The sequence below is a fragment of the Arthrobacter sp. MDT1-49-2 genome (assembly GCF_059090185.1).
The window spans coordinates 282,700-301,491 of record NZ_JBNHFK010000004.1; the positions used below are offsets into that span (position 1 = coordinate 282,700).

Genomic DNA, 18,792 nt, shown 5'->3' on the forward strand with positions numbered 1-18,792 from the left:
GGTTCAGGCCAGAACCTCGGCGAGCTCTGCACGCCCGGAGACGTGGAGCTTGGCAAAGATCTTGCCCAGATGCCACTCGATGGTTCGAGGAGACAGGTTAAGCTCCCGGGCTATTTGCGAAGTGGTCGCCATGGTAACCGCACGATGCGCAAGATCAGCTTCAAATTCGCTCAATTCCGCCAGAGTTTCCGCCCGCCCCCCGGCATATTCCATCCGGCGGAGGCTCGAATTCATCAGGTTTCGTGCGGCCCGTGCCAGCCTGCGGTCCTCATCCGAGCTGCCCTCGGACAACAGTTCCGCTGCCGTCCGAGCAGCTGCCAGGCACAGCTCATGCTGCCCCAGACCGCCCAGGCCCCGCGCTGCTGCGGCTAGACGGACCGGATCGGCGTCAAGGAGGCCCGCTGCATATTCTCCCAGCAGCGTGCCGAAACGCCCGTGGATGTGCCGCAGCAGCGGGAGGATGGCCCGTGCTGCCTCCCGGTCACCCGACCGCAACGCTGCAGACAGGAAAATCAGTGCCTGCGCGGTTTGCCCGTTTGCCGAGGCCTGGAGTGCCTCCTCTCGCAGCAACCTGCAGCGGGTGTCATTGTCGAGGTCCTCGGCAAGAATGGTGAAGTACGTGATCTGAAAGCGCCGGAAACCACCGGGCAGGAGTTTTTGCCGGCGTGACTGAGCCAGCTCCCCGGCTGCAGCGGAGTTCTGTCCTCGTTGCCGGTGAATCCACGCGGTCAGTGTTCTCGCCAGCGGCATCATGTCCCGGGGATCACGGACGGCAAGCTGACCGACGCTGCCCGGGAGTGCTTCCTCAGCAGCTGCGCTCTGGCCTTTCCATGCCGCCAGAAGCGCTTGGGCCAGTTCACCGGCGCTGCCCTGATATGAGGGCCGGATACCGGTCTCGGTGAAGGTCCGAACGAATTCGGTGGCCCGCTCGAGCTCACCCGCAAGAAGATATGTGTCGAAGATGCGTGTACAGACGTCCTCGGATGTCCTGGCGGTCACCGGATACTCCAACGGGCTGCCAAGCCCATCCACGATCTCCAGCGCGTCATGGAATTGGCCGGACATTGCCAAGGCATTGGCTTGAAGTGCCCGCGTCTGAATCCGGGTCAGCGGACCAAGCCGGCGGTCTGCGGACAGTGCCGCCAGTTCCGCATGGACCCGGTCGGGGTTTCCCCGGTCGACGGCCAGCCCGGTCTTTACCAGCACTACCGCTGCGTGTTCATCCGCGGTATCTCCTTCATCCGGACGTGTCTCCTCGATTTTTTCCAGTACCGGCGCAGGGTCCCCTGCGCCGGGCAGCCTGGACAGCGCGATGGCGTGCAGCAGCAGAAGCCGGATGTAGCTGCTCCGTCCGGCGGGATCGAGCCGCCGTTCAAACCCGAAGAACACACGTACCGCTTCCTCCAGGTCACCGATGAGGTGCAGGGCACGGATCTCCTCCAGCACCAGTTCCTGGCTGCGGATCCCGGCCGGTACCGTCCGGGCAAACCCGAGGGCTGACCGGCCATCGGCGTTGTTGTTGGCCTCATATGCGGCCCGCAGGGCGTCCTCCGGTGCAGGCAGCTCACCGCAGGACACGGTCCATGCGACGTAGGACACCAGTTCAGCCGGCTCCATGGTTGAGGTGTCCATCAGGCCCGAGACTTCCGTCCACAGATAATGTTTCCGGCCCGGAGGCATGCTCTCGGCAATAACGCCCGCGCCGGTTCCGGCAGTGAGGACAACCCGCGGAGTGCTGCCACCCACCTCAATAATCTGATGCTCTTCGAGGAGGTCGATGACGCCGGCCGGAACCAGTTCCAGCGCCGTGGTCATCGGCATCCCGGAACACAGCGCCAGGATTTCCACGAACCGCCGTTCCTGGGCATCGAGCCGGTTGAGGACCGTGTCCACTACTTCGCTGACGTCTCCCGTCCGAATAAACGGCGCGGTGCGAACCCACACACCGTCCCGGCACACCAAGGTTCCAAAACGGACCTGCTGTTCCGTCATCAGCCGGACGTAGCGGGGGCTCCCCTCCCCGTCCCGCCACATTGTCACAGCGGCCAGGGAAGAGACCGTTCCGCCGAGTATGTGCTGCATCAGCTGCTTGGTCTGCCGCTCCGACAGGGCTTCGAGCTCCAGCCGCTCCAGCAGACCCTCGCGCCACAAATCCAGCAGTTCATCGCCGGCTTGCCGCTCCAGGGAGGCCGTTGCCAGGACCGCGATGCTTCCCCGCCGCAGCAGCTGGGAAAGCACCATGCATGTGGACCGGTCCAACCGGTCCGCGTTGTCCACCGCCAGCAGGACCCGCTGGCCCCGGGCACGCGCGCTCAGGCTCCGGCTGAGCTCCTGCAGCAGCCGCAGGGGGTTGTCCGCCGCGGCGTCCGGAAGCTCGCTTATCAGGAAGGAAAGCGCACCGTAGGGGGTCTGGGCAGCGATCGCACTCCCGCGTACGTAGACGGTGTGGAAATCCGTGTTCAGGCGCTCCACGGCAGCCTTGAGGAGCGTGGTCTTGCCAACACCTGCGCGGCCCAGGATGATGGCGCCGGCACCGCCTGCAGAGAGGCTTTCGCAGAGCGCATCCAAGGTTTCGGCGCGACCCACTAGTTCAGCGACATTCGACGCATTCTTCATGGGTCAGCCCCAGCCCCCAAGCACGCTCGCGAGACATCCGGATCACGGATACAACAGCTATCGGCGACTACTCATCGGTATGAGCAGTGGGTTGGAGCATACGCCTGGCCCCGTGTTACGTCTAGATACAAACGCATATTGTCCGCGGCGATCTGCTCCGCTCTGCGGAAACCGGGACTGGTTCCCGGGTGGAGGCGGCATTCAAAGCCGATGTGAAAGGGACCGGCGCCGGGATGGGGGTGGCCCAGTCTCGGAGGCCTCCCGACGCCGGCCCCGCTTTGGGAGCCCTAACGGCTGCTTCCATGGTAGGCCCCGCCGCAGAAGCGAAACAATGGTTTGCAGGACTTCCGGGCGCTGGAAAACTACCCCATTCTCGGCTGCCGGCTACCTACACCGCGACAGCGTCAGGCGCTGGTGTGAAACTTCTGCTGGGCGGCGGTCAGCCCTTCGGAAAGGAGCAGCTCAACTGCGTCCGCAGCGTCGCCTACCAGGAAGGGAAGTTCCTTTGCCTCCGTGCCGGAGAAATCCTTGAGGACATAGTCGGCAGTGTCCATGCGTCCCGGCGGGCGGCCGACGCCCACACGGACCCGCAGGTAATCCTTGGTACCCAGGGCTTTGCTCATGTCGCGCAGTCCGTTGTGTCCGCCCTCGCCGCCGCCGCGCTTGAGCTTGATGGTGTTGAACGGAATGTCTATCTCGTCATGGACTGCGACAATCTGTTCCGGATCAATGTCGAAGAACTTTGACAGGGCGGAGACCGGTCCGCCGGAGAGATTCATATACGTCAGCGGCTTGGCCAGGACCACCCGCGGGCCGCCGATCCCCAGCCTGCCTTCAAGAATCTGGGCACGTGACTTGTGGGATTTGAACCTGCCACCCATGCGTGCGGCCAGTTCATCCAGAACCATCTGACCGACATTGTGCCGGTTACGGCTGTAGCCGGGCCCGGGGTTCCCGAGCCCGGCTACAAGCCAGGCGTTGCTGCTCACGCGGTATTAGTTCTCGACAACTTCCGGAGCCACGTCGCCCTCGGCCGGGGCGTCAGCGGACTCGCCCAGATCCTGGACGGTGGACTCGGAGATGTTGATGACCATGGTCTCCGGATCAAGCAGCAGCTCGACGCCGGAGGGCAGCTGGAGGTCCTTGGCGTAGATGTGCTCGCCGGCGGTGCGGCCTTCGATGCTGACGACGATGGTCTCCGGCAGGTTGGTGGCGTCTGCTGCAACCAGGACGGTGTTGGCTTCCTGGTTGAAGACGGCGGAGCCCGGGGCAAGTTCGCCTTCAACGTGGACGTTGACCTCAACCTCAACCTTTTCGCCCTTGCGGACGGTCAGGAGGTCGATGTGCTCGATGATCTGCTTGATCGGATCGCGCTGGATGTCCTTGGCCAGGGCCAGGTGGGACTCGCCGTCGACGTCGATCTCGAGCAGGGCGTTGGCGGTGCGGACGGCCAGGGTGGTGGCCTTGGCGGGCAGCAGGATGTGCATAACATCGGCACCGTGGCCGTAGATGACGGCGGGGATCTGACCGGCGACGCGGGCCTTGCGGGCCGCTCCCTTGCCGAAGTCGGTGCGGACGGTTCCTGCGAGCTTCTGCTCAGACATTTGCTACTCCTGTAAGTGGTGTTCCGTGGGTGCCGTGTCGGCTGTCCAAGGGCGTAGGCGCCGGTTTCGGAACAGTGCACCGTACAGCATGTGGAACGGGAAATCCGGTCCCTGTACGGTCAGAAGTTGCCAGCCACCGTCGATAACGGAGTCCGCCCGGATTCTTCCGGGCCACTCCCTCGCCTAGGCATCGGGCTTAATGCTACCAGCACAGAGGCGCCCGCCCGAACCGAAGTCCGGGCGGGCGCCTCTATGCCCGGGGGAACTGCTTAGACCTTGCCGTCGAAGAGGCTCGTCACCGATCCGTCTTCGAACACTTCCCGGATGGCCCGGGCAATCATCGGTGCGATGGACAGGACGGTGAGCTGCTCGAAACGCTTGGCGGCCGGGATGGGCAGCGTGTTGGTAACCACCACTTCCCGGGCACCGGACTCGGCCAGCGTCCGCGAGGCGGGGTCGGAGAGCACTGCGTGCGTGGCGGCGATGATGACATCCTTCGCGCCGGCTTCCTTCAGCACGCGTACGGCACCTGCGATGGTTCCGCCGGTATCGATCATGTCGTCGATGAGCACGCAGGTTCGCCCTTCGATCTGGCCAACCACCTGCTTGGACACGGCCTGGTTGGGCACAGTGAGGTCGCGGCTCTTGTGCACGAATGCCAGGGGCGCACCGCCGAGGCGTTCGGCCCACTGCTCGGCAACGCGGACGCGGCCGGTATCCGGGGACACCACGGTGATGTTGGTGGCGTCCACGCGGGTGCGGATGTAGTCAGCAAGCAGCGGGATGGCCATCAAGTGGTCGACGGGGCCGTCGAAGAAGCCCTGGATCTGCGCGGTGTGCAGGTCCACGCTCATGATGCGGTCCGCGCCGGCGGTCTTGTACAGATCGGCGATCAGGCGTGCAGAGATGGGTTCGCGGCCGCGGCCCTTCTTGTCCTGCCGGGCATACGGGTAGAACGGGGAAACCACGGTGATGCGCTGCGCCGAGGCCCGCTTCAGCGCGTCGATCATGATCAGCTGTTCCATCAGCCAGTTGTTCAGCGGTGCCGGGTGGGCCTGGATCACGAAGGCGTCGGTGCCGCGCACGCTCTCACCCGGACGGACATAGATCTCGCCGTTGGCGAAGTCATATGCAGCCAGCGGCAGCAAATCCGTATCCAGGCAGCGTGCAATTTCCTCTGCCAGCTCTGGATGGGCCCGTCCTGTGGCTAGGACGAGCTTCTTTTCACCCTTGGAGGTGATTTCGCTGCTCATTCGTGGTCGCTTTCTCGCGTGGGGTTACCTGTGGGGGAAGAAGCTGAATGGGCCGCTGCGGCGGCCTCTGCGGCGGCGGTGCCGGCCCGGTTGGCCTGCACCCAGCCGTCCAGGTTGCGCTGCGGGGCGACGTTGATGGCCAGTGCTCCGGCCGGGACGTCCTTGCGGACCACCGTTCCGGCTCCACTGTACGCCCCGTCGCCCACGGTGACGGGCGCCACGTACATGTTGTCGCTGCCCATCCGCACGTGGGATCCGATGGTCGTGTGGTGCTTGTTGACGCCGTCGTAGTTGACGAAAACGGAGGCTGCGCCGATGTTGGACTGCTCTCCGATGGTGGCGTCTCCCACATAGGAAAGGTGCGGAACCTTGGAGCCGTCGCCGATATTGGCGTTCTTGGTTTCCACGAAGGTCCCGATCTTGCCCTTCACGCCCAGCACGGTGCCGGGGCGCAGGTAGGCGAACGGGCCGACGCTGGCACCGGCTCCCAGGACCGCGTCGCTGCCGTGTGTGCGGATCACTGATGCGCCTTCGCCTACCTGGACATCGGTCAGGGTGGTGTCCGGGCCGACGACGGCGTCACGGGCGATGGTGGTGCTCCCGTGCAGCTGCGTGCCGGGCAGGATGGTGACGTCTTCGGCCAGGGTCACGGTCGAATCGATCCAGGTGGTCGCCGGGTCCGCGATGGTGACACCGGCACGCATCCACTTATCGAGGATGCGCCGGTTATGTTCCGCGTTCAGGGCGGCCAGCTGAACCCGGTCATTGGCTCCTTCAACCTGCCACTGGTCCTCCGTCACCATGGCAGCGATCCGGCCGCCGGCGTTCCGGGCAATGGCGAGCACATCCGTCAGGTACATCTCGCCCTGGGAGTTCTGCGTGGTTACCGATTCCAACGCGCCGCGCAGCACGGCGGCGTCGAAGGCGTAGATTCCCGAGTTGATCTCGTCCACCGCACGCTGTTCATCGGTGGCGTCCTTGTGTTCGACAATGCCGGTCACCGTGCCGTCCTCGGCGCGCAGCACACGCCCGTAACCCGTGGGATCGGCGAGCCGGGCGGTCAGCACCGTTACGGCGTTGCCATCAGTCTCGTGGACGGCGACCAGGCTGCGCAGGGTATCCGCCTCCAGCAGGGGCGCGTCACCGTAGGTGACCACCACGGTGCCTTCGAGCGGGCTCACCGCATCCAGTGCCGAAACGGCCACCTGGACCGCGCGGCCGGTTCCGGGCACGTCATCCTGGTCAACAATCACGGCGGCCGGTGCGTGGCCGGCAGCATGCGCGGCCACGGCGTCGCGTTCGTGGCGCACCACAACGGCCAGGAAACGCGGGTGCAGCGCGGATGCGGCAGCCAGGGCATGGCCAAGCATCGAAATTCCACCGACCGGGTGGAGGATCTTCGGAGTCCGGGACTTCATCCGGGTACCGGCGCCGGCTGCAAGAACAATGACCGCTGCAAGCCCCTCCGCAGAATTACCGCTGGTCAGGACATCGTTGGTGGTCACGAAATGGCGCTCCTTGGTGGTACGGGCGGTCTCTGCGTCGCCGTCCGGGCATCCTGCTAAGGGTGCCGCGGTACAGCGTTCCGCCCATAGGATTCGAACCTATACTCCACGGCTCCAAAGGCCGGGGTGCTGCCGTTACACCAGGGCGGATCATGTGCCTGGCTTGCCACGCACACAAGAGTTTAGTCTGCCACGGGAGCCGATGCGTACGCGAGTTGACCCGGAGGGCCCGCCCTCCGGTGGGTACACTGGAGCGGTGGTAAAGACTCCCGCCGGCGGCGCACGGCTGCGTATGACCGGTGTCCAGCGCCGTGCCCAGCTGATCGAAGTGGCACGCAGCCTGTTCGCCCTGCGCGGTCTCGACGGCGCAACAATTGAAGAAATAGCCGCCGCGGCGGGCGTTTCCAAACCTGTTGTGTACGAGCATTTCGGCTCCAAGGAGGGGCTCTACACCGAGGTGGTGGACGCCGAGTTCAACCGCCTCCTGCAGGTGATCACCGAGTCTCTGACCGGCCCGTTCGGACCCCGCATCCTTTTGGAGCGGGCCGCCTATGCGCTGCTGGATTACATCGAGAACCACACGGACGGGTTCCGGATCCTCACCCGGGACGCCCCGCCGTCCCAGCCCGACGGCACCTTCTCCACACTGCTTTCACGGATTACCCGGGACGTGGAACACATACTCGCCAAGGAGTTCGGCAGCCGCGGCCTCAGCGCCGAGGTGGGCGGGATGTATGCCCAGATGCTCGTGGGCATGGTGGCCATGACGGGACAGTGGTGGCTGGACTCCCGGACCCCGGACAAGGCGACTGTCGCGGCCCATTTGGTCAACCTGTCCTGGAACGGCCTGACGGGTCTGCAGAAGGATCCGCGGCTTTCCCACATGGAGCCAGCCGTGACGGATACCGCCGCGCCCGCTGAAGGCCTCCGGGATGCCGCTCCGGCCGTGCTGCGCATTTCGGCGGTGCTGGTGAGCGACGACGCCGGCCGCATCCTGCTGGTGCGCAAGCGCGGGACCACGCGGTTCATGCAGCCCGGCGGCAAGCTGGAGCCCGGGGAGTCTTTCGCTGCCGCTGCCGCCCGCGAGATGGGCGAGGAACTGGGACTGGCCGTCCCTGCCGCCGACCTGGCTGACCTGGGGCACTGGTACGGCCCGGCCGCCAATGAAGAGGACACCTTCATTGATGCCGGCCTTTTCGGCTGGTCCCTGCCGGCCGGAAGCCCGCAGCCGGCAGCTGCGGCGGAGATAGAGGAGATCCTGTGGATTTCGCCTGCCGCCGCGGCGGAACGCACTGATCTATCGCCTTTGCTCAGCGAACGTATCCTGCCGCGGCTGCTGCAGTAGCGCCTATTCCAGGAGCTCGGAGGCCTCCAGCCACTGCATTTCCAGCTCCTCCTGCTCCGCGGCCACGGCCTGGAGCTTGGTGTTGAGCTCGGCAAGCAGCTCAAAATCTGCCCCGGCCGAGCGCTGGGTGGCTTCGCTCATCTGCGCATTGATCTTTTCTGCCTGGGCTGTCAGCTTGCTGAGCTGGCGCTCGATCCGGGTCAGGTCCTTTTTGGCCGCGCGCTTCTCGGCTTCGGAAATCTCCGGGCCGGCCGCCACGGCCGTGGCGGTGCCGCCCGCCGCGCCGGGCCTGGACGAGCCGGCGGCTGCTGCCCGCGCTGCCTGGGAGGAACCGCGGGCCGCCGTCGAGGCCGATGAGTTGGCGGCCAGGGCCTGCTCCCGCAGTTCCAGGTACTGGTCGACGCCGCCGGGCAGTCCGCGCAGCTTGCCGTCACCCAGCAGCGCCATCTGGTGGTCCGTCACGCGTTCCAGCAGGTAGCGGTCGTGTGAGACGACTACCAGCGTTCCGGGCCAGCCGTCCAGGACGTCCTCCACCGCGGCAAGGGTGTCGGTGTCCAGGTCATTGGTGGGTTCGTCCAGCATCAGTACGTTCGGCTCGCCTACCAGCAGCCTCAGCAGCTGCAGCCGGCGGCGCTCACCGCCGGAGAGCTCTTTCACCGGTGTCCACTGGCGCTGCGCCGAGAACCCGAGCTGTTCCACCAGCTGGCCGGCCGAGAGCTCGCGCCCGCCAACGTTAAAGACCCGCTTTTCGTTTTCAATGACCTCGATGACCCGCTGGTCGGCTACCTCATCCAGCTCCCGCACTTCCTGGGACAGCACGGCTGTCTGGACCGTCTTGCCGCGCTTGAGCCGGCCCGCGGTCGGTTCGATCTCGCCGTTAAGCAGCCGCAGCAGCGTGGTTTTCCCGGCACCGTTCACGCCCACCAGCCCCAGCCGCTCCCCCGGCGCCAGGCGCAGGGTGATGTTCCGGAACAGGTCCATGTCCCCGAACCGCAGCGACACGTTCTCGAGGTCCAGGACGTCCTTACCCAGCCGGGCGGTTGCCATTTTGTTCAGGGACAGGGTGTCGCGCGGTTCGGGCACGTCCGCGATGAGGTTGTTGGCCGCTTCGATGCGGAACTTGGGCTTGGCGGTCCGCGCCGGTGCGCCGCGGCGCAGCCAGGCCAGTTCCTTCTTCACCAGCTGCTGGCGTTTGCTTTCCACCACCGAGGCCATCCGGTCCCGCTCGGCACGCGCCAGCACGTAGGCGGCATATCCGCCGTCGAACGGATCCACCACCGCGTCGTGTACTTCCCAGGTCCGCGTGCAGATTTCGTCCAGGAACCAGCGGTCGTGGGTGACTACCAGGAGCCCGCCGTCGGTGGGACGCCAGCGCTGTTTCAGGTGCCGGGCGAGCCACGCCACACCCTCCACATCGAGGTGGTTGGTGGGCTCATCGAGCATGATGACGTCGTCGTCGCCGGTCAGCAGCTTTGCCAGCGCCACCCGGCGCTTCTGTCCGCCGGACAGGGAGGACACCCGGGAGTTCCAGTCCACTTCCTGGACCAGTCCGCTCATCACGTCGCGGATCCGGGGGTTCGAAGCCCACTCATAGTCGGCCGCGTCCCCGACGATGGCCTGCCCGACCGTCAGGTCCCCGTCCAGGACGTCCGTCTGGTCCAGGTAGCCGACGGTGACGTCGCGGCGCCGGGTGACCCGGCCCTCGTCCGGAGTCTGGCGCTCGGCGAGCAGGCTCATGAGCGTGGACTTGCCGTCGCCGTTGCGGCCGACCATGCCGATCCGGTCACCCTCCTCCAGACCGAGCGAAACGCCGTCGAGGATGGTGCGGGTGCCAAAGGAAATGCTGAGGTTCTCAGCACCAAGCAGGTGTGCCAATCGGAACTACTTTCTGTACGTCGGTGATTCGGGGGCGGCCTTCGGAAGGACGACGGCGCCGGCAGCCGGACCGTGGACGGCCAGGGCGCCATGCCCCTCGGCGCGCAGCGAGGCGGCCAGGGAGGCCGCACCGGCTTCATCGGGGGCGAGGAACGCAAGCGTGGGGCCGGAGCCGGAGACCATACCGGCCAGGGCGCCCAGCCGGGTCCCGGCTGCCAGCACGGGTTCCAGCTGCGGTGCCAGCTCCAAGGCCGCCGGCTGCAGGTCATTGGCTAAAACGCCGGCCAGCTCCGCGGGGTTCCCGGAGGCAAGGGCCGCCAGGACGTCCGGATCCGCCCGGTCAGGTTCGGCCACGCTGGTGTTGGCCCGGAGGCGGTCGGTCTCGGCATAGACCTTGGGCGTCGACAGGCCGTAGGCCGCCGGGACCAGGACCCAGTGCAAGGGCGCTGCCGCCGCTACCGGTGTCAGCCTGTCCCCCACGCCCAGTCCTGCTGCCACCCCGCCCATCATCGAGAAAGGCACGTCGGCTCCGAGGCCCGCGGCGAGTTTCGCCAGCTCATGCCGGCTGAGGCCGGCGTTCCACAGTTCGTTGCAGGCCACCAGTGCCGCCGCGGCGTCGGCGGAGCCGCCGCCCATTCCGCCGGCAACCGGCACCCGTTTGGCGATGTGCAGGTGGACTCCGGGGCTGCGGCCGGCATACTCGGCCACGGCACGCGCCGCGCGGGCGGCCAGGTTGTCCGCGTCCTGCGGAATGCCGTCCAGCGGGACGCGTCCGTCCGGATCGCTGAGGCTGACCCGGATATCGTCCCCCGCCAGCTCCGTCGCCGTGACTTCTTCAAAGAGGGACACTGCCAAGTAGATGCTGGCGACACTGTGGTAGCCGTCCGGCCTCGGCGGGCCGACCTTGAGGGAAACGTTGATCTTCCCGGGAGCCCGCACGCGGACGGAGGCTGACGGGTTCGTGGTCACCGTGCGTGCCTCAGGCAAGGAGGGCCTTTCGTGCCTCGGCGATCCTCGCGAAGGCCGCGATGTCCAGGACCTCGCCGCGGGCACTCGGATCCACCCCTGCCGTTCGGAGCGCTTTCTCGGCTTCGGCCGGGCTGCCCGCCCAGCCTGCCAGCGCAGCGCGAAGCGTTTTTCGGCGCTGGGCGAATGCCGCATCAATGACGGCAAACACCTCCTGCCGGCTGGCACGCGTCTGCGGCGGGTCGTGGCGGGTGAACCCCACCAGCCCGGAAGCGATTTTCGGAGCCGGCCAGAACACGTTCATGCCAATCACCCCTGCCTTGCGCATGGTGCCGTACCAGGCGGCTTTCACCGAGGGAACGCCGTATGTCTTCGAGCCAGGCTTGGCGGCCATCCGGTCCGCCACCTCGTCCTGGACCATCACCAGTCCGTGCTGGAGCGAGGGGAAGTGTTCCAGCAGGTGCAGTACCACCGGCACCGCAACGTTGTACGGCAGATTGGCAACCAGTGCCGTGGGCTGCTCCGGCAGCTCCGTGATCCGCATGCCGTCGCCAAGGACTACGTGCAGCCGGTGCGCGGCTTCCGGCCGCCGCTCAGCCACGGTGGCGGGCAGCCTGCCTGCGAGGACCGGGTCGATTTCCACGGCCACCACCGTTTCAGCAGCATCCAGCAGGCCGAGGGTCAGCGAACCCAAGCCGGGGCCGACCTCGAGCACGGTCTCGCCGGGCTGGATATCCGCTGCCGCGACGATCCTGCGGATGGTGTTGCCGTCAATAACGAAGTTCTGTCCGAGCGTCTTTGTTGGCCGGACGCCAAGTTCCTCTGCCAGCGCCCGGATATCCGAGGCACCAAGGAGCGCAGGGACTGAAGATCTGGGGGCAGGTTCGGATTCACTCACCCAGTAATACTAGCGGAGCGGGTGTACCCGCCCGAGCCGCCGGGCATCCCCGGGCGACCGCTGGAAACGGGCCATACGGCCCGGTTCCCGGGGCCAGGGCCGGGTCGCCGGCCGATGAAATCGAGTTGGCCGCTTTGGGTCCCATAAGGGTCCAATGCTCTGCCCCGGCCACTTGCCGACAGGTAGCATCGAGCGCACTTGCGGCCCCTACAGCGTGCCGCACACCCGGGGATTGGCGGGAACGGAATGGGCATTTCATTCGGTGAACAGCTGCGCTCGGAACGGTTGGACCGGCGCCTTACTCATGCAGAACTCGGAAACGGCACGTTCGTGCCGCGCGAGATATCCCTCTACGAAGCCGGCAGGCGGGAACCTGCACCGGGAACCATCAGGGTACTCAGCGAGCGGCTGGCTGCGGTCCCGGGACCGGCCGGCCCGTGGCCGGGCGCGGTTCAGGACAACCCGTTGTTCCTGGCTCTTTCCGCCCGGCAGTGCCTGGATGAACGCGACTACGCGGAAGCACTTCGGCTTTCCACTGCAGCCGCGGGCGCGTCGCGGGCTATCGGTGATTCCGCCGGCTGGTGGGCGATGGCGTATGTGGGTGCCCGCTGCCTGCACACCCTGCGCGCATTCCGGGAATGCATCCGGGAATCTGCCCTGCTGGCATACCATCCCCTGGCGCACGAGCGGCCGGGCCTCGGGGCGAAGGCCCGGACACTGCTCTCCTCTGCCTGCCTCGGGCTGGGGGACCTTAGTGCCGCCATCTCCCACGCCCGCCGCGCCGTCGGGGCAGCTCAGGGGCAGGGGCTGGCGCCGGGAGTGTTCCTTGAAGCCTCCGGCGCGTTAGTGCAGGCGCTCGCCGAGGCCGGAGAACTGGATGAAGCCTGGGAATACTGCACCACCCTGATGTTGCCCCTGCTTGAGGGCGCGATGGACCGCCAGGTCCAGGGGAAGGCGCTCTGGGCCGTCGGAAACGTGGCGTTCCGGCGCGGAGATCCCGCGGGAGGTCTCCGGCACCACCGAGCCGCGGCGGGCTTCCTCCAGCCAGGGACCGACGTCGAGTTGTGGGCCCGGTTCAACAGCGGCACCGCGGCCATGCGTCTTGCGGCCGGGATCCATGACGGCGAGACGCTTGCCTGCATCGAGCATGCCGAGGCGGCCTGGGCAGTGCTCGGCCTGCCGGTCTCCGAGCAGCTGGAGCTGGTGCACAGCCGAGGCATCTGGCTGGATCTGAACGGTAACCATGCGCTCGCCGTCGGCATGCTCACCGACGTTTATGCCCGGCAGGAGGAACTGCCGCCGCAGACCTCCGGGGAGGTCGCCCTGCATCTGGGCCTGGCGCTGGCCCGCACGGGCCGGTCCGACGACGGATCCGCTTATCTGGCGGACAGTGAGCAGCGCTTCCGGTTGGTGGGAGCCCCGGACCGTGCGGCGCATGTGGCGGCACTGGCCCACCGGGTCAGTGCCGGTTCCCTCGGCCCGGGGCAGCGCGGCTAGGTGTTAGAGCAGGCCCAGCTTGGCTGCGCAGGACGGCCAGTGGCCCCAGCCGCCGTTGGCACGAAGCTTTTCCGCCACGGCTATCTGCTGCTCGGGCGTTGCATCGCTGGCCACGGGTGCATAGGCTCCGCCGCCGGCACCGAGCCAGCTGCCGCTGCTGAACTGCAGGCCCCCGTAATACCCGTTGCCGGTATTGATGTGCCAGTTGCCACCGGATTCGCACTGCGCCAGAGCGGCCCAGGCCCCGGAGGAGGGTGCGGCCCCGGATCCGTTCGCCGCCGTTGCGGCTTCCGGTGCGGGACGCTTTTTGGTGCCGGTGGCCACCGCTTCCGCCACCGGTTCGCGGGTCACCGTTTCGCTGACCAGGGTGCGGCTGACTTCACGCCCGTCCACTACGGTGACGGCGAAGACCCGGGTGCGTTCCCCATCCACGCCTGCCGTGGTGACCTTCTTTTCGCCCTCAAACATCTGCGCATCGGGGACCTCGGCGGTGGAATGCGGAAGGGTTTCCTTCTCGGTTTCCTCCACGCCGGCGGAGATACGGGTGACCTTGATGCCCATGCCGTCCACCAGGGCAGCATCGGCGGGTGCGGATACCTGATCGGTGGCTCCCAGAACGACGCCGGACTCGTTCAGCAGGTCCCGGACGCTCGTGGCGGTGGTGTGCCGTTCGTGGCTTTTTCCGTCAATGGTCACGAAGACCGTTTTGGGCGTGGAAATGGAGACACCGCCGGTGAGCCGGGCCAGCGATGTGTCCAGCGAGGCGGAAACGGCGGAGTTGGAAGCGACCCGCAGTTCGCTCACCAGGTCCGCGACGGTCTCGCCCGTGGTGTGCACGGTGGTCCCGTTGCCGTCGAGGGTCACGTCCACGGCGCGGGCGCGCTGGACCTCGACGGTGGTGCCGTCTTCGAGCGCCTGTGTGGGCTCGGGACTTACCCGGTCAGCGGAGGTTAGGGAGATGTCGGCCTTCTGCAGGACGTCGGCAACCGTGCCCCCGAAGGTCTGCACTTCCTGGCTTTCGCCGTCGACGGTCAGCACGACCGACTTGGAGGCGCCGACAAACGCGACCAGCCCCAGCACCAGGCAGACCATGACGGCGGCCTGCGCAATAATCTTTACCCCACGCTTTGCGAGTGAATGTCCCACGGGTTCCCAAACTGTCACAGCATCCGGGCACGGGGATTTAAGCGCACGGCACGGCTTCCCCGGTCCTGCCGAAGGCAGGAAGGAACCCGCGCCTGACACAGGCATGGCGGCGAAAGGTTCCCCGAGCGTCACGACGTCGGGCAGCTGCGGCACACAGCCGCAGCAGCAACGTCTGCCGACGCAGACAGGGAACCCTGCAATTCCCGCGTTCCGAACACCAGGTTCAGCCCGCGGTCTTGACACACACTAGTCCGGATGCCTTCCCCGACCCCGGCTAATAGGTCCCTACCGTAACCGAACTGTGATGTCAGGGCAAACGGGGGTTCGGGCCGCAGGCCTCGGCTACCTGCCCGTACCTACGGTTGCGGGGACCCTCCGCGGGTACCGCCCGGAGCCGTTTCCACGGTTTCCTCCGGGCGCCGGGAATCCGCCCAGGAACCGTACGCGCGCTCCGTGTTGGCTGCCAGCGCCTCCCCCAGTTCAGCCGCAGTCAGGTCGAGACGGTCGGCCATATAACGCACTGTATAAGGGACCATGTAGCTGGCATTGGGGCGGCCGCGGTGCGGATGCGGGGTGAGGAACGGGGCGTCGGTTTCCACCAGCAGCAGGTTCCGGTCCGCTTCGGCGAGCGCATGGTGGAGGCCGTGTGAGTTCTTGAATGTCACCGTCCCGGAAAAGGACATGTACCAGCCGTTCTCGTTGCAGATCCGGGCCAGCTCCTCGTCGCCGGAAAAACAGTGGAACACCACCGTTTCCGGGGCTCCCTCCTCCTTCAGCAGCCGCACGACGTCGGCATGGGCGTCACGGTCGTGGATCTGCAGTGCCAGGCCAAGCCGCTTGGCGATGTCCATGTGCCGGCGGAACGAGTACTGCTGGCGTTCGAGTCCGTCCTCGCCCGTGCGGAAATAATCCAGTCCGGTTTCTCCGATGGCCCGGATCCTCGGATGGGCTGCGAGCGCTTCGATCTCGGTAAGCGCGGCCTCCAGGGTCCCCTCGGCCGCAAGCACCGGGGCGTCGTTCGGGTGGATGGCCACTGCCCCGAGGAGCCGGAGATCGGCGTCGACGGCCCGGGCGGTAAACCGGGAGGATTCCAGGTCGGTTCCCACCTGGATGGCGCCTTTCACCCCGGCGGCCTCGGCGGCATCAAGTGCTGCTCCGAGCGCGACCCGGAAATCGCCTGCGGGGAAGTCGAAGTGCGTGTGGTTGTCCATCACCGGCACGGGAAGCGGCTCAGGGGCAGGCGGGTAGCCCTTTCCCTTACGCTGCACCGCATCCCCGCCGTTCCCGTCCGAAACGTAGGCTGCCGGTGTGCTGCCCGGAACATATCCGCTGCATTTACTCATGTTCTTAAGCCTAAGGGAGCTTGTACTCTGGACGGACAAGTCCCGCCGGCGGCTGCAGGCCTGTCCGGGTTTCGAACACGTGCCCTAAGTTATTGCCTTGCAGCCGTCCACGGCGCTTGCCGCATAACGCCCAGCATGGAAGGTGTCCATGGACGCTCCAATCCCCTCTGCCGCCGCGGCGTCCCTCCACGGTTTCCCTTCCAACGGCCCATCAGCAGGCACTGCACTCCACTCTCCGACCTATGCCGCGGACCCCGAATCCTTCCAGCACTCAGCGGCCGGCATCCTGTCCGCAATCGGCACAGTTATTGACGGGAAAGAGGAGGCCGCCCGGCTTGTCCTCACCGTGCTGCTGGCGCAGGGGCACGTGCTGTTGGAGGACGTACCGGGGGTCGGGAAAACCATGCTGGCCAAAGCCCTGGCCCGGACCATTGACTGCACCGTCAGCCGTATCCAGTTCACCCCGGATCTGCTGCCCTCGGACGTCACGGGCGTGTCCATCTACAACCAGGACAGCCACCGGTTCGAGTTCCGTCAGGGCCCGGTCTTCGCCAACGTCGTGATAGCCGACGAAATCAACCGGGCCTCGGCCAAGACCCAGTCCGCCCTGCTTGAGTGCATGGAGGAGCAACAGGTCACCGTCGACGGCGGCACACACCGGTTGGCCGCCCCGTTTATGGTGGTGGCAACCCAGAACCCCCTTGATATGGAGGGCACCTTCCCCCTGCCTGAGGCCCAGCGGGACAGGTTCATGGCCCGCATTTCGCTGGGGTATCCGGATGCCCGCTCCGAGGCGGACATGCTGGAAAACCACCAGTCCGGTTCGCCTCTGGAAGGTGTAGCCCCCGTAGTGGATCTGCACGAGACCCAGGCGATGATTGCCCGCGTACGGGATATCTACGTGTCGGCCGCCGTCAAGGATTACACGGTGGCGCTGGGCCGGGCCACCCGTGAGCACCCCGACCTGCGCCTGGGCGCCAGCCCCCGCGCGTTGCTGCAGTTGCTCCGCGCGGCGAAGGCCAGGGCGGCGTTGGACGGCAGGGATTTCGTCCTGCCGGACGATGTGGCCGCGCTGTCGGATTCCGTGCTCGCGCACCGCCTCCTGCTGCACCGCAAAGCGGCCGGTGCCGGGGAAAGCGCCTCCAGTTGTATTGCCGCGGTCATCGACGCCGTTCCGGTTCCCCGAACGGCGTCGGCCCCGGAGCGCTCGCGCCGCTAGCAGCCGGTGCCCCGCTCCCCCGCCAAGTGAAAGGCAACCATGCAGATTCCCTCCCTTACGGGGTTGTTCACGCCGCGCGGGTGGGGCCTGCTGAGCGCCGGCGCGGTGTTCCTGCTGGCAGCCGGTGTGCTCGGGCGCAGGGATCTGCTTGCCGTTGCCGTGCTGCTGATGGGGCTGCCGCTTGCCGCGGCGGTCCTGCTGCGGCTGGCGAAACCTCGCTTCGACGTCGAACGGTCCTTCACACCGCCCCTGACGGAGACGGGCACCGCCGCCACGGTCAGACTCAGCATCCGCGGCCGGGGAAGCCAGATACCTGCGGCAACCATGCGCGAGGGGCTTCCGCTGCGTTTCGGCCAGAGTCCAACGTTCCATTTCCCGTCCGGCCTGGCCGCTGACGGCAGAGCCGGCACCTACGAATACCGGCTGCGCTCGAGCCGGCGCGGGCTCTACGCCATCGGCCCGGTCAGCGCGGAGTTCCTGGACCCCTTTGGCCTTGCGAAAACAGTCCATACACTGGGCGGGACCGACCAGCTGACTGTTGCCCCCGCACCGCAGGAGCTGCCGTTGCTCGCCCTGTCCGGAGCAAGGGGAACCGAAGGTACCGCGCCGAGCAGGCGCCGCGGCACCCCGAGCGAAGACGACGCCACCACGCGCGAGTACCGGTACGGCGATCCGATGCGCCGGGTGCATTGGCCCGCGACGGCCCGGCACGGCGAGTTGATGGTGCGGCAGGAAGAGCCGGTCACGGCACCCACCGCATCCATCCTGCTGGACCAGCGCGCGGCTGCCTACGGCGCGGGATCCCTGCCCCTCACCGATGATTCCCGGGGTCTGCTCACTACCGAGTCCTTCGAGTGGGCGGTTTCCGCTGTGATCTCCTGCGCCGTCCACTTCTCCGACGGGGGCTACAGCGTGCGTTTCGTGGATGAGTCCTCGTCCCCCGGCCTGTTGCGTTCCCCTTCTGCGATTGATGCCGATGAATCCGGGTTCGGCGGATCGGACGGCGTGCAGAATTTGGCCGAGGGCCTGGCCGGGCTGGGGTTGCAACCGGCATCCCCGAGGCCGGCCCAAACGGCGGGTGCCATACCTCCGGGACCGTTCGGGGACACCCTGCTCGACGGTCTTGCCGGCGGCCGGACACCCGGACCGCTGCTGGCCATAGCGGGACGGCTCAGCACAGCGGAAGCAACCGCACTGGCCGGGGCCGCCCGGTATTCGCCGCAGGCCATGGCTCTGCTGGTGACCGACAGGCCCGCAGATCTCCGCCCGGTGCTGACAATCCTCCGCGAGGCCGGCTGGGTGGCTGCCGCCGTCACCCCGACCACGCCCGTAGCATCGGCCTGGGCTCTCCTGGACGGTGACCGTGACGGTAGCGGAGAGGCGTCTCCGGCGGCCCGGACGGCGGCGCGGAGCCGCCGGAATCCCGGATCCATCTCCATCGCAGAAAGTACGCTCTCATGACGGCCCTGCTCAACCGTCCGGCGCCCGATCCGCGGCCGCGGAGGACAAGCTTGTCCGGGGAGAG

At 66.9% G+C, this 18,792-nt stretch carries 13 protein-coding genes, 1 tRNA gene and 2 pseudogenes; 5 read left to right on the plus strand and 11 right to left on the minus strand.

Going from position 1 to position 18,792, the window contains the following annotated elements:
- Positions 1–3: 3 nt before the first annotated feature.
- The 6 genes from AC5RTS_RS08040 to AC5RTS_RS08065 all read right to left on the minus strand — a co-directional run bounded on the left by AC5RTS_RS08040 (position 4) and on the right by AC5RTS_RS08065 (position 7,128).
- Positions 4–2,616 (minus strand): AAA family ATPase, encoded by a 2,613-nt coding sequence (locus AC5RTS_RS08040; RefSeq protein ID WP_493991535.1) that lies wholly within the window; start codon positions 2,614–2,616, stop codon positions 4–6.
- Positions 2,617–3,020: 404 nt separating this feature from the next.
- Positions 3,021–3,605, minus strand: a complete 585-nt coding sequence (gene pth / locus AC5RTS_RS08045; protein ID WP_493991536.1) for an aminoacyl-tRNA hydrolase — start codon at positions 3,603–3,605, stop codon at positions 3,021–3,023.
- A 6-nt stretch (positions 3,606–3,611) separates the two neighbouring features.
- Positions 3,612–4,220: a 50S ribosomal protein L25/general stress protein Ctc gene (locus AC5RTS_RS08050; protein WP_493991537.1), complete on the minus strand. Its 609-nt coding sequence runs from the start codon at positions 4,218–4,220 to the stop codon at positions 3,612–3,614.
- A 269-nt stretch (positions 4,221–4,489) separates the two neighbouring features.
- A complete protein-coding gene (locus tag AC5RTS_RS08055) occupies positions 4,490–5,473 on the minus strand; it encodes a ribose-phosphate diphosphokinase (protein ID WP_493991538.1) in 984 nt (327 codons plus the stop codon).
- Positions 5,470–6,978, minus strand: coding sequence for a bifunctional UDP-N-acetylglucosamine diphosphorylase/glucosamine-1-phosphate N-acetyltransferase GlmU (gene glmU / locus AC5RTS_RS08060; protein WP_493991539.1), 1,509 nt, complete (start codon positions 6,976–6,978; stop codon positions 5,470–5,472). The genes AC5RTS_RS08055 and glmU overlap by 4 nt, the downstream gene beginning before the upstream one ends.
- Before the next feature lie 78 nt (positions 6,979–7,056).
- Positions 7,057–7,128: transfer RNA gene (locus AC5RTS_RS08065), tRNA-Gln, on the minus strand.
- Between the two features lie 142 nt (positions 7,129–7,270).
- Here AC5RTS_RS08065 and AC5RTS_RS08070 point away from each other — a divergent pair.
- Both AC5RTS_RS08070 and AC5RTS_RS08075 read left to right on the plus strand, forming a co-directional pair.
- Positions 7,271–7,855 (plus strand): annotated as a pseudogene (locus tag AC5RTS_RS08070) (TetR/AcrR family transcriptional regulator); the annotation flags it as partial.
- A gap of 96 nt (positions 7,856–7,951) precedes the next feature.
- A pseudogene (locus AC5RTS_RS08075) lies at positions 7,952–8,323 on the plus strand (NUDIX hydrolase); the annotation flags it as partial.
- A 3-nt stretch (positions 8,324–8,326) separates the two neighbouring features.
- Here the strand turns inward: AC5RTS_RS08075 and AC5RTS_RS08080 are convergent.
- From AC5RTS_RS08080 to rsmA, 3 genes are read right to left on the minus strand one after another with little or no spacing between them, the layout of a single operon-like run.
- Complete coding sequence (locus AC5RTS_RS08080) at positions 8,327–10,198, minus strand: ABC-F family ATP-binding cassette domain-containing protein (RefSeq protein ID WP_493991540.1); 1,872 nt, start codon at positions 10,196–10,198, stop codon at positions 8,327–8,329.
- A 6-nt stretch (positions 10,199–10,204) separates the two neighbouring features.
- Positions 10,205–11,185 carry a 4-(cytidine 5'-diphospho)-2-C-methyl-D-erythritol kinase gene (locus AC5RTS_RS08085; RefSeq protein ID WP_493991541.1) on the minus strand — a complete coding sequence of 327 codons (981 nt, stop codon included), beginning with the start codon at positions 11,183–11,185 and terminating at the stop codon, positions 10,205–10,207.
- Positions 11,178–12,062, minus strand: coding sequence for a 16S rRNA (adenine(1518)-N(6)/adenine(1519)-N(6))-dimethyltransferase RsmA (rsmA, locus tag AC5RTS_RS08090; protein WP_493991542.1), 885 nt, complete (start codon positions 12,060–12,062; stop codon positions 11,178–11,180). The genes AC5RTS_RS08085 and rsmA overlap by 8 nt, the downstream gene beginning before the upstream one ends.
- A 246-nt stretch (positions 12,063–12,308) precedes the next feature.
- Here rsmA and AC5RTS_RS08095 point away from each other — a divergent pair, with 246 nt between their 5' ends.
- Positions 12,309–13,559, plus strand: coding sequence for a helix-turn-helix domain-containing protein (locus tag AC5RTS_RS08095; protein ID WP_493991543.1), 1,251 nt, complete (start codon positions 12,309–12,311; stop codon positions 13,557–13,559).
- A 3-nt stretch (positions 13,560–13,562) separates the two neighbouring features.
- Here the strand turns inward: AC5RTS_RS08095 and AC5RTS_RS08100 are convergent, their stop codons facing one another.
- Both AC5RTS_RS08100 and AC5RTS_RS08105 read right to left on the minus strand, forming a co-directional pair.
- On the minus strand, positions 13,563–14,705 hold the full coding sequence (locus tag AC5RTS_RS08100; protein ID WP_493991544.1) for a resuscitation-promoting factor: 1,143 nt from the start codon (positions 14,703–14,705) through the stop codon (positions 13,563–13,565).
- A 356-nt stretch (positions 14,706–15,061) separates the two neighbouring features.
- On the minus strand, positions 15,062–16,048 hold the full coding sequence (locus tag AC5RTS_RS08105; protein WP_493991545.1) for a TatD family hydrolase: 987 nt from the start codon (positions 16,046–16,048) through the stop codon (positions 15,062–15,064).
- A gap of 148 nt (positions 16,049–16,196) precedes the next feature.
- Here AC5RTS_RS08105 and AC5RTS_RS08110 point away from each other — a divergent pair, with 148 nt between their 5' ends.
- On the plus strand, positions 16,197–17,267 hold the full coding sequence (locus tag AC5RTS_RS08110) for an AAA family ATPase (RefSeq protein WP_493991546.1): 1,071 nt from the start codon (positions 16,197–16,199) through the stop codon (positions 17,265–17,267).
- A 39-nt stretch (positions 17,268–17,306) separates the two neighbouring features.
- Positions 17,307–18,728, plus strand: coding sequence for a DUF58 domain-containing protein (locus tag AC5RTS_RS08115; protein WP_493991547.1), 1,422 nt, complete (start codon positions 17,307–17,309; stop codon positions 18,726–18,728).
- The last annotated feature ends 64 nt before the right edge of the window (positions 18,729–18,792 follow it).

Coding starts and splice junctions, on each gene's coding strand:
- AC5RTS_RS08040 (WP_493991535.1), bottom strand. CDS start 2,616: ATGAAGAATGCGTCGAATGTCGCTGAACTAGTGGGTCGCGCCGAAACC.
- AC5RTS_RS08050 (WP_493991537.1), bottom strand. CDS start 4,220: ATGTCTGAGCAGAAGCTCGCAGGAACCGTCCGCACCGACTTCGGCAAG.
- AC5RTS_RS08055 (WP_493991538.1), bottom strand. CDS start 5,473: ATGAGCAGCGAAATCACCTCCAAGGGTGAAAAGAAGCTCGTCCTAGCC.
- AC5RTS_RS08095 (WP_493991543.1), top strand. CDS start 12,309: ATGGGCATTTCATTCGGTGAACAGCTGCGCTCGGAACGGTTGGACCGG.
- AC5RTS_RS08105 (WP_493991545.1), bottom strand. CDS start 16,048: ATGAGTAAATGCAGCGGATATGTTCCGGGCAGCACACCGGCAGCCTAC.
- AC5RTS_RS08110 (WP_493991546.1), top strand. CDS start 16,197: ATGGACGCTCCAATCCCCTCTGCCGCCGCGGCGTCCCTCCACGGTTTC.
- AC5RTS_RS08115 (WP_493991547.1), top strand. CDS start 17,307: ATGCAGATTCCCTCCCTTACGGGGTTGTTCACGCCGCGCGGGTGGGGC.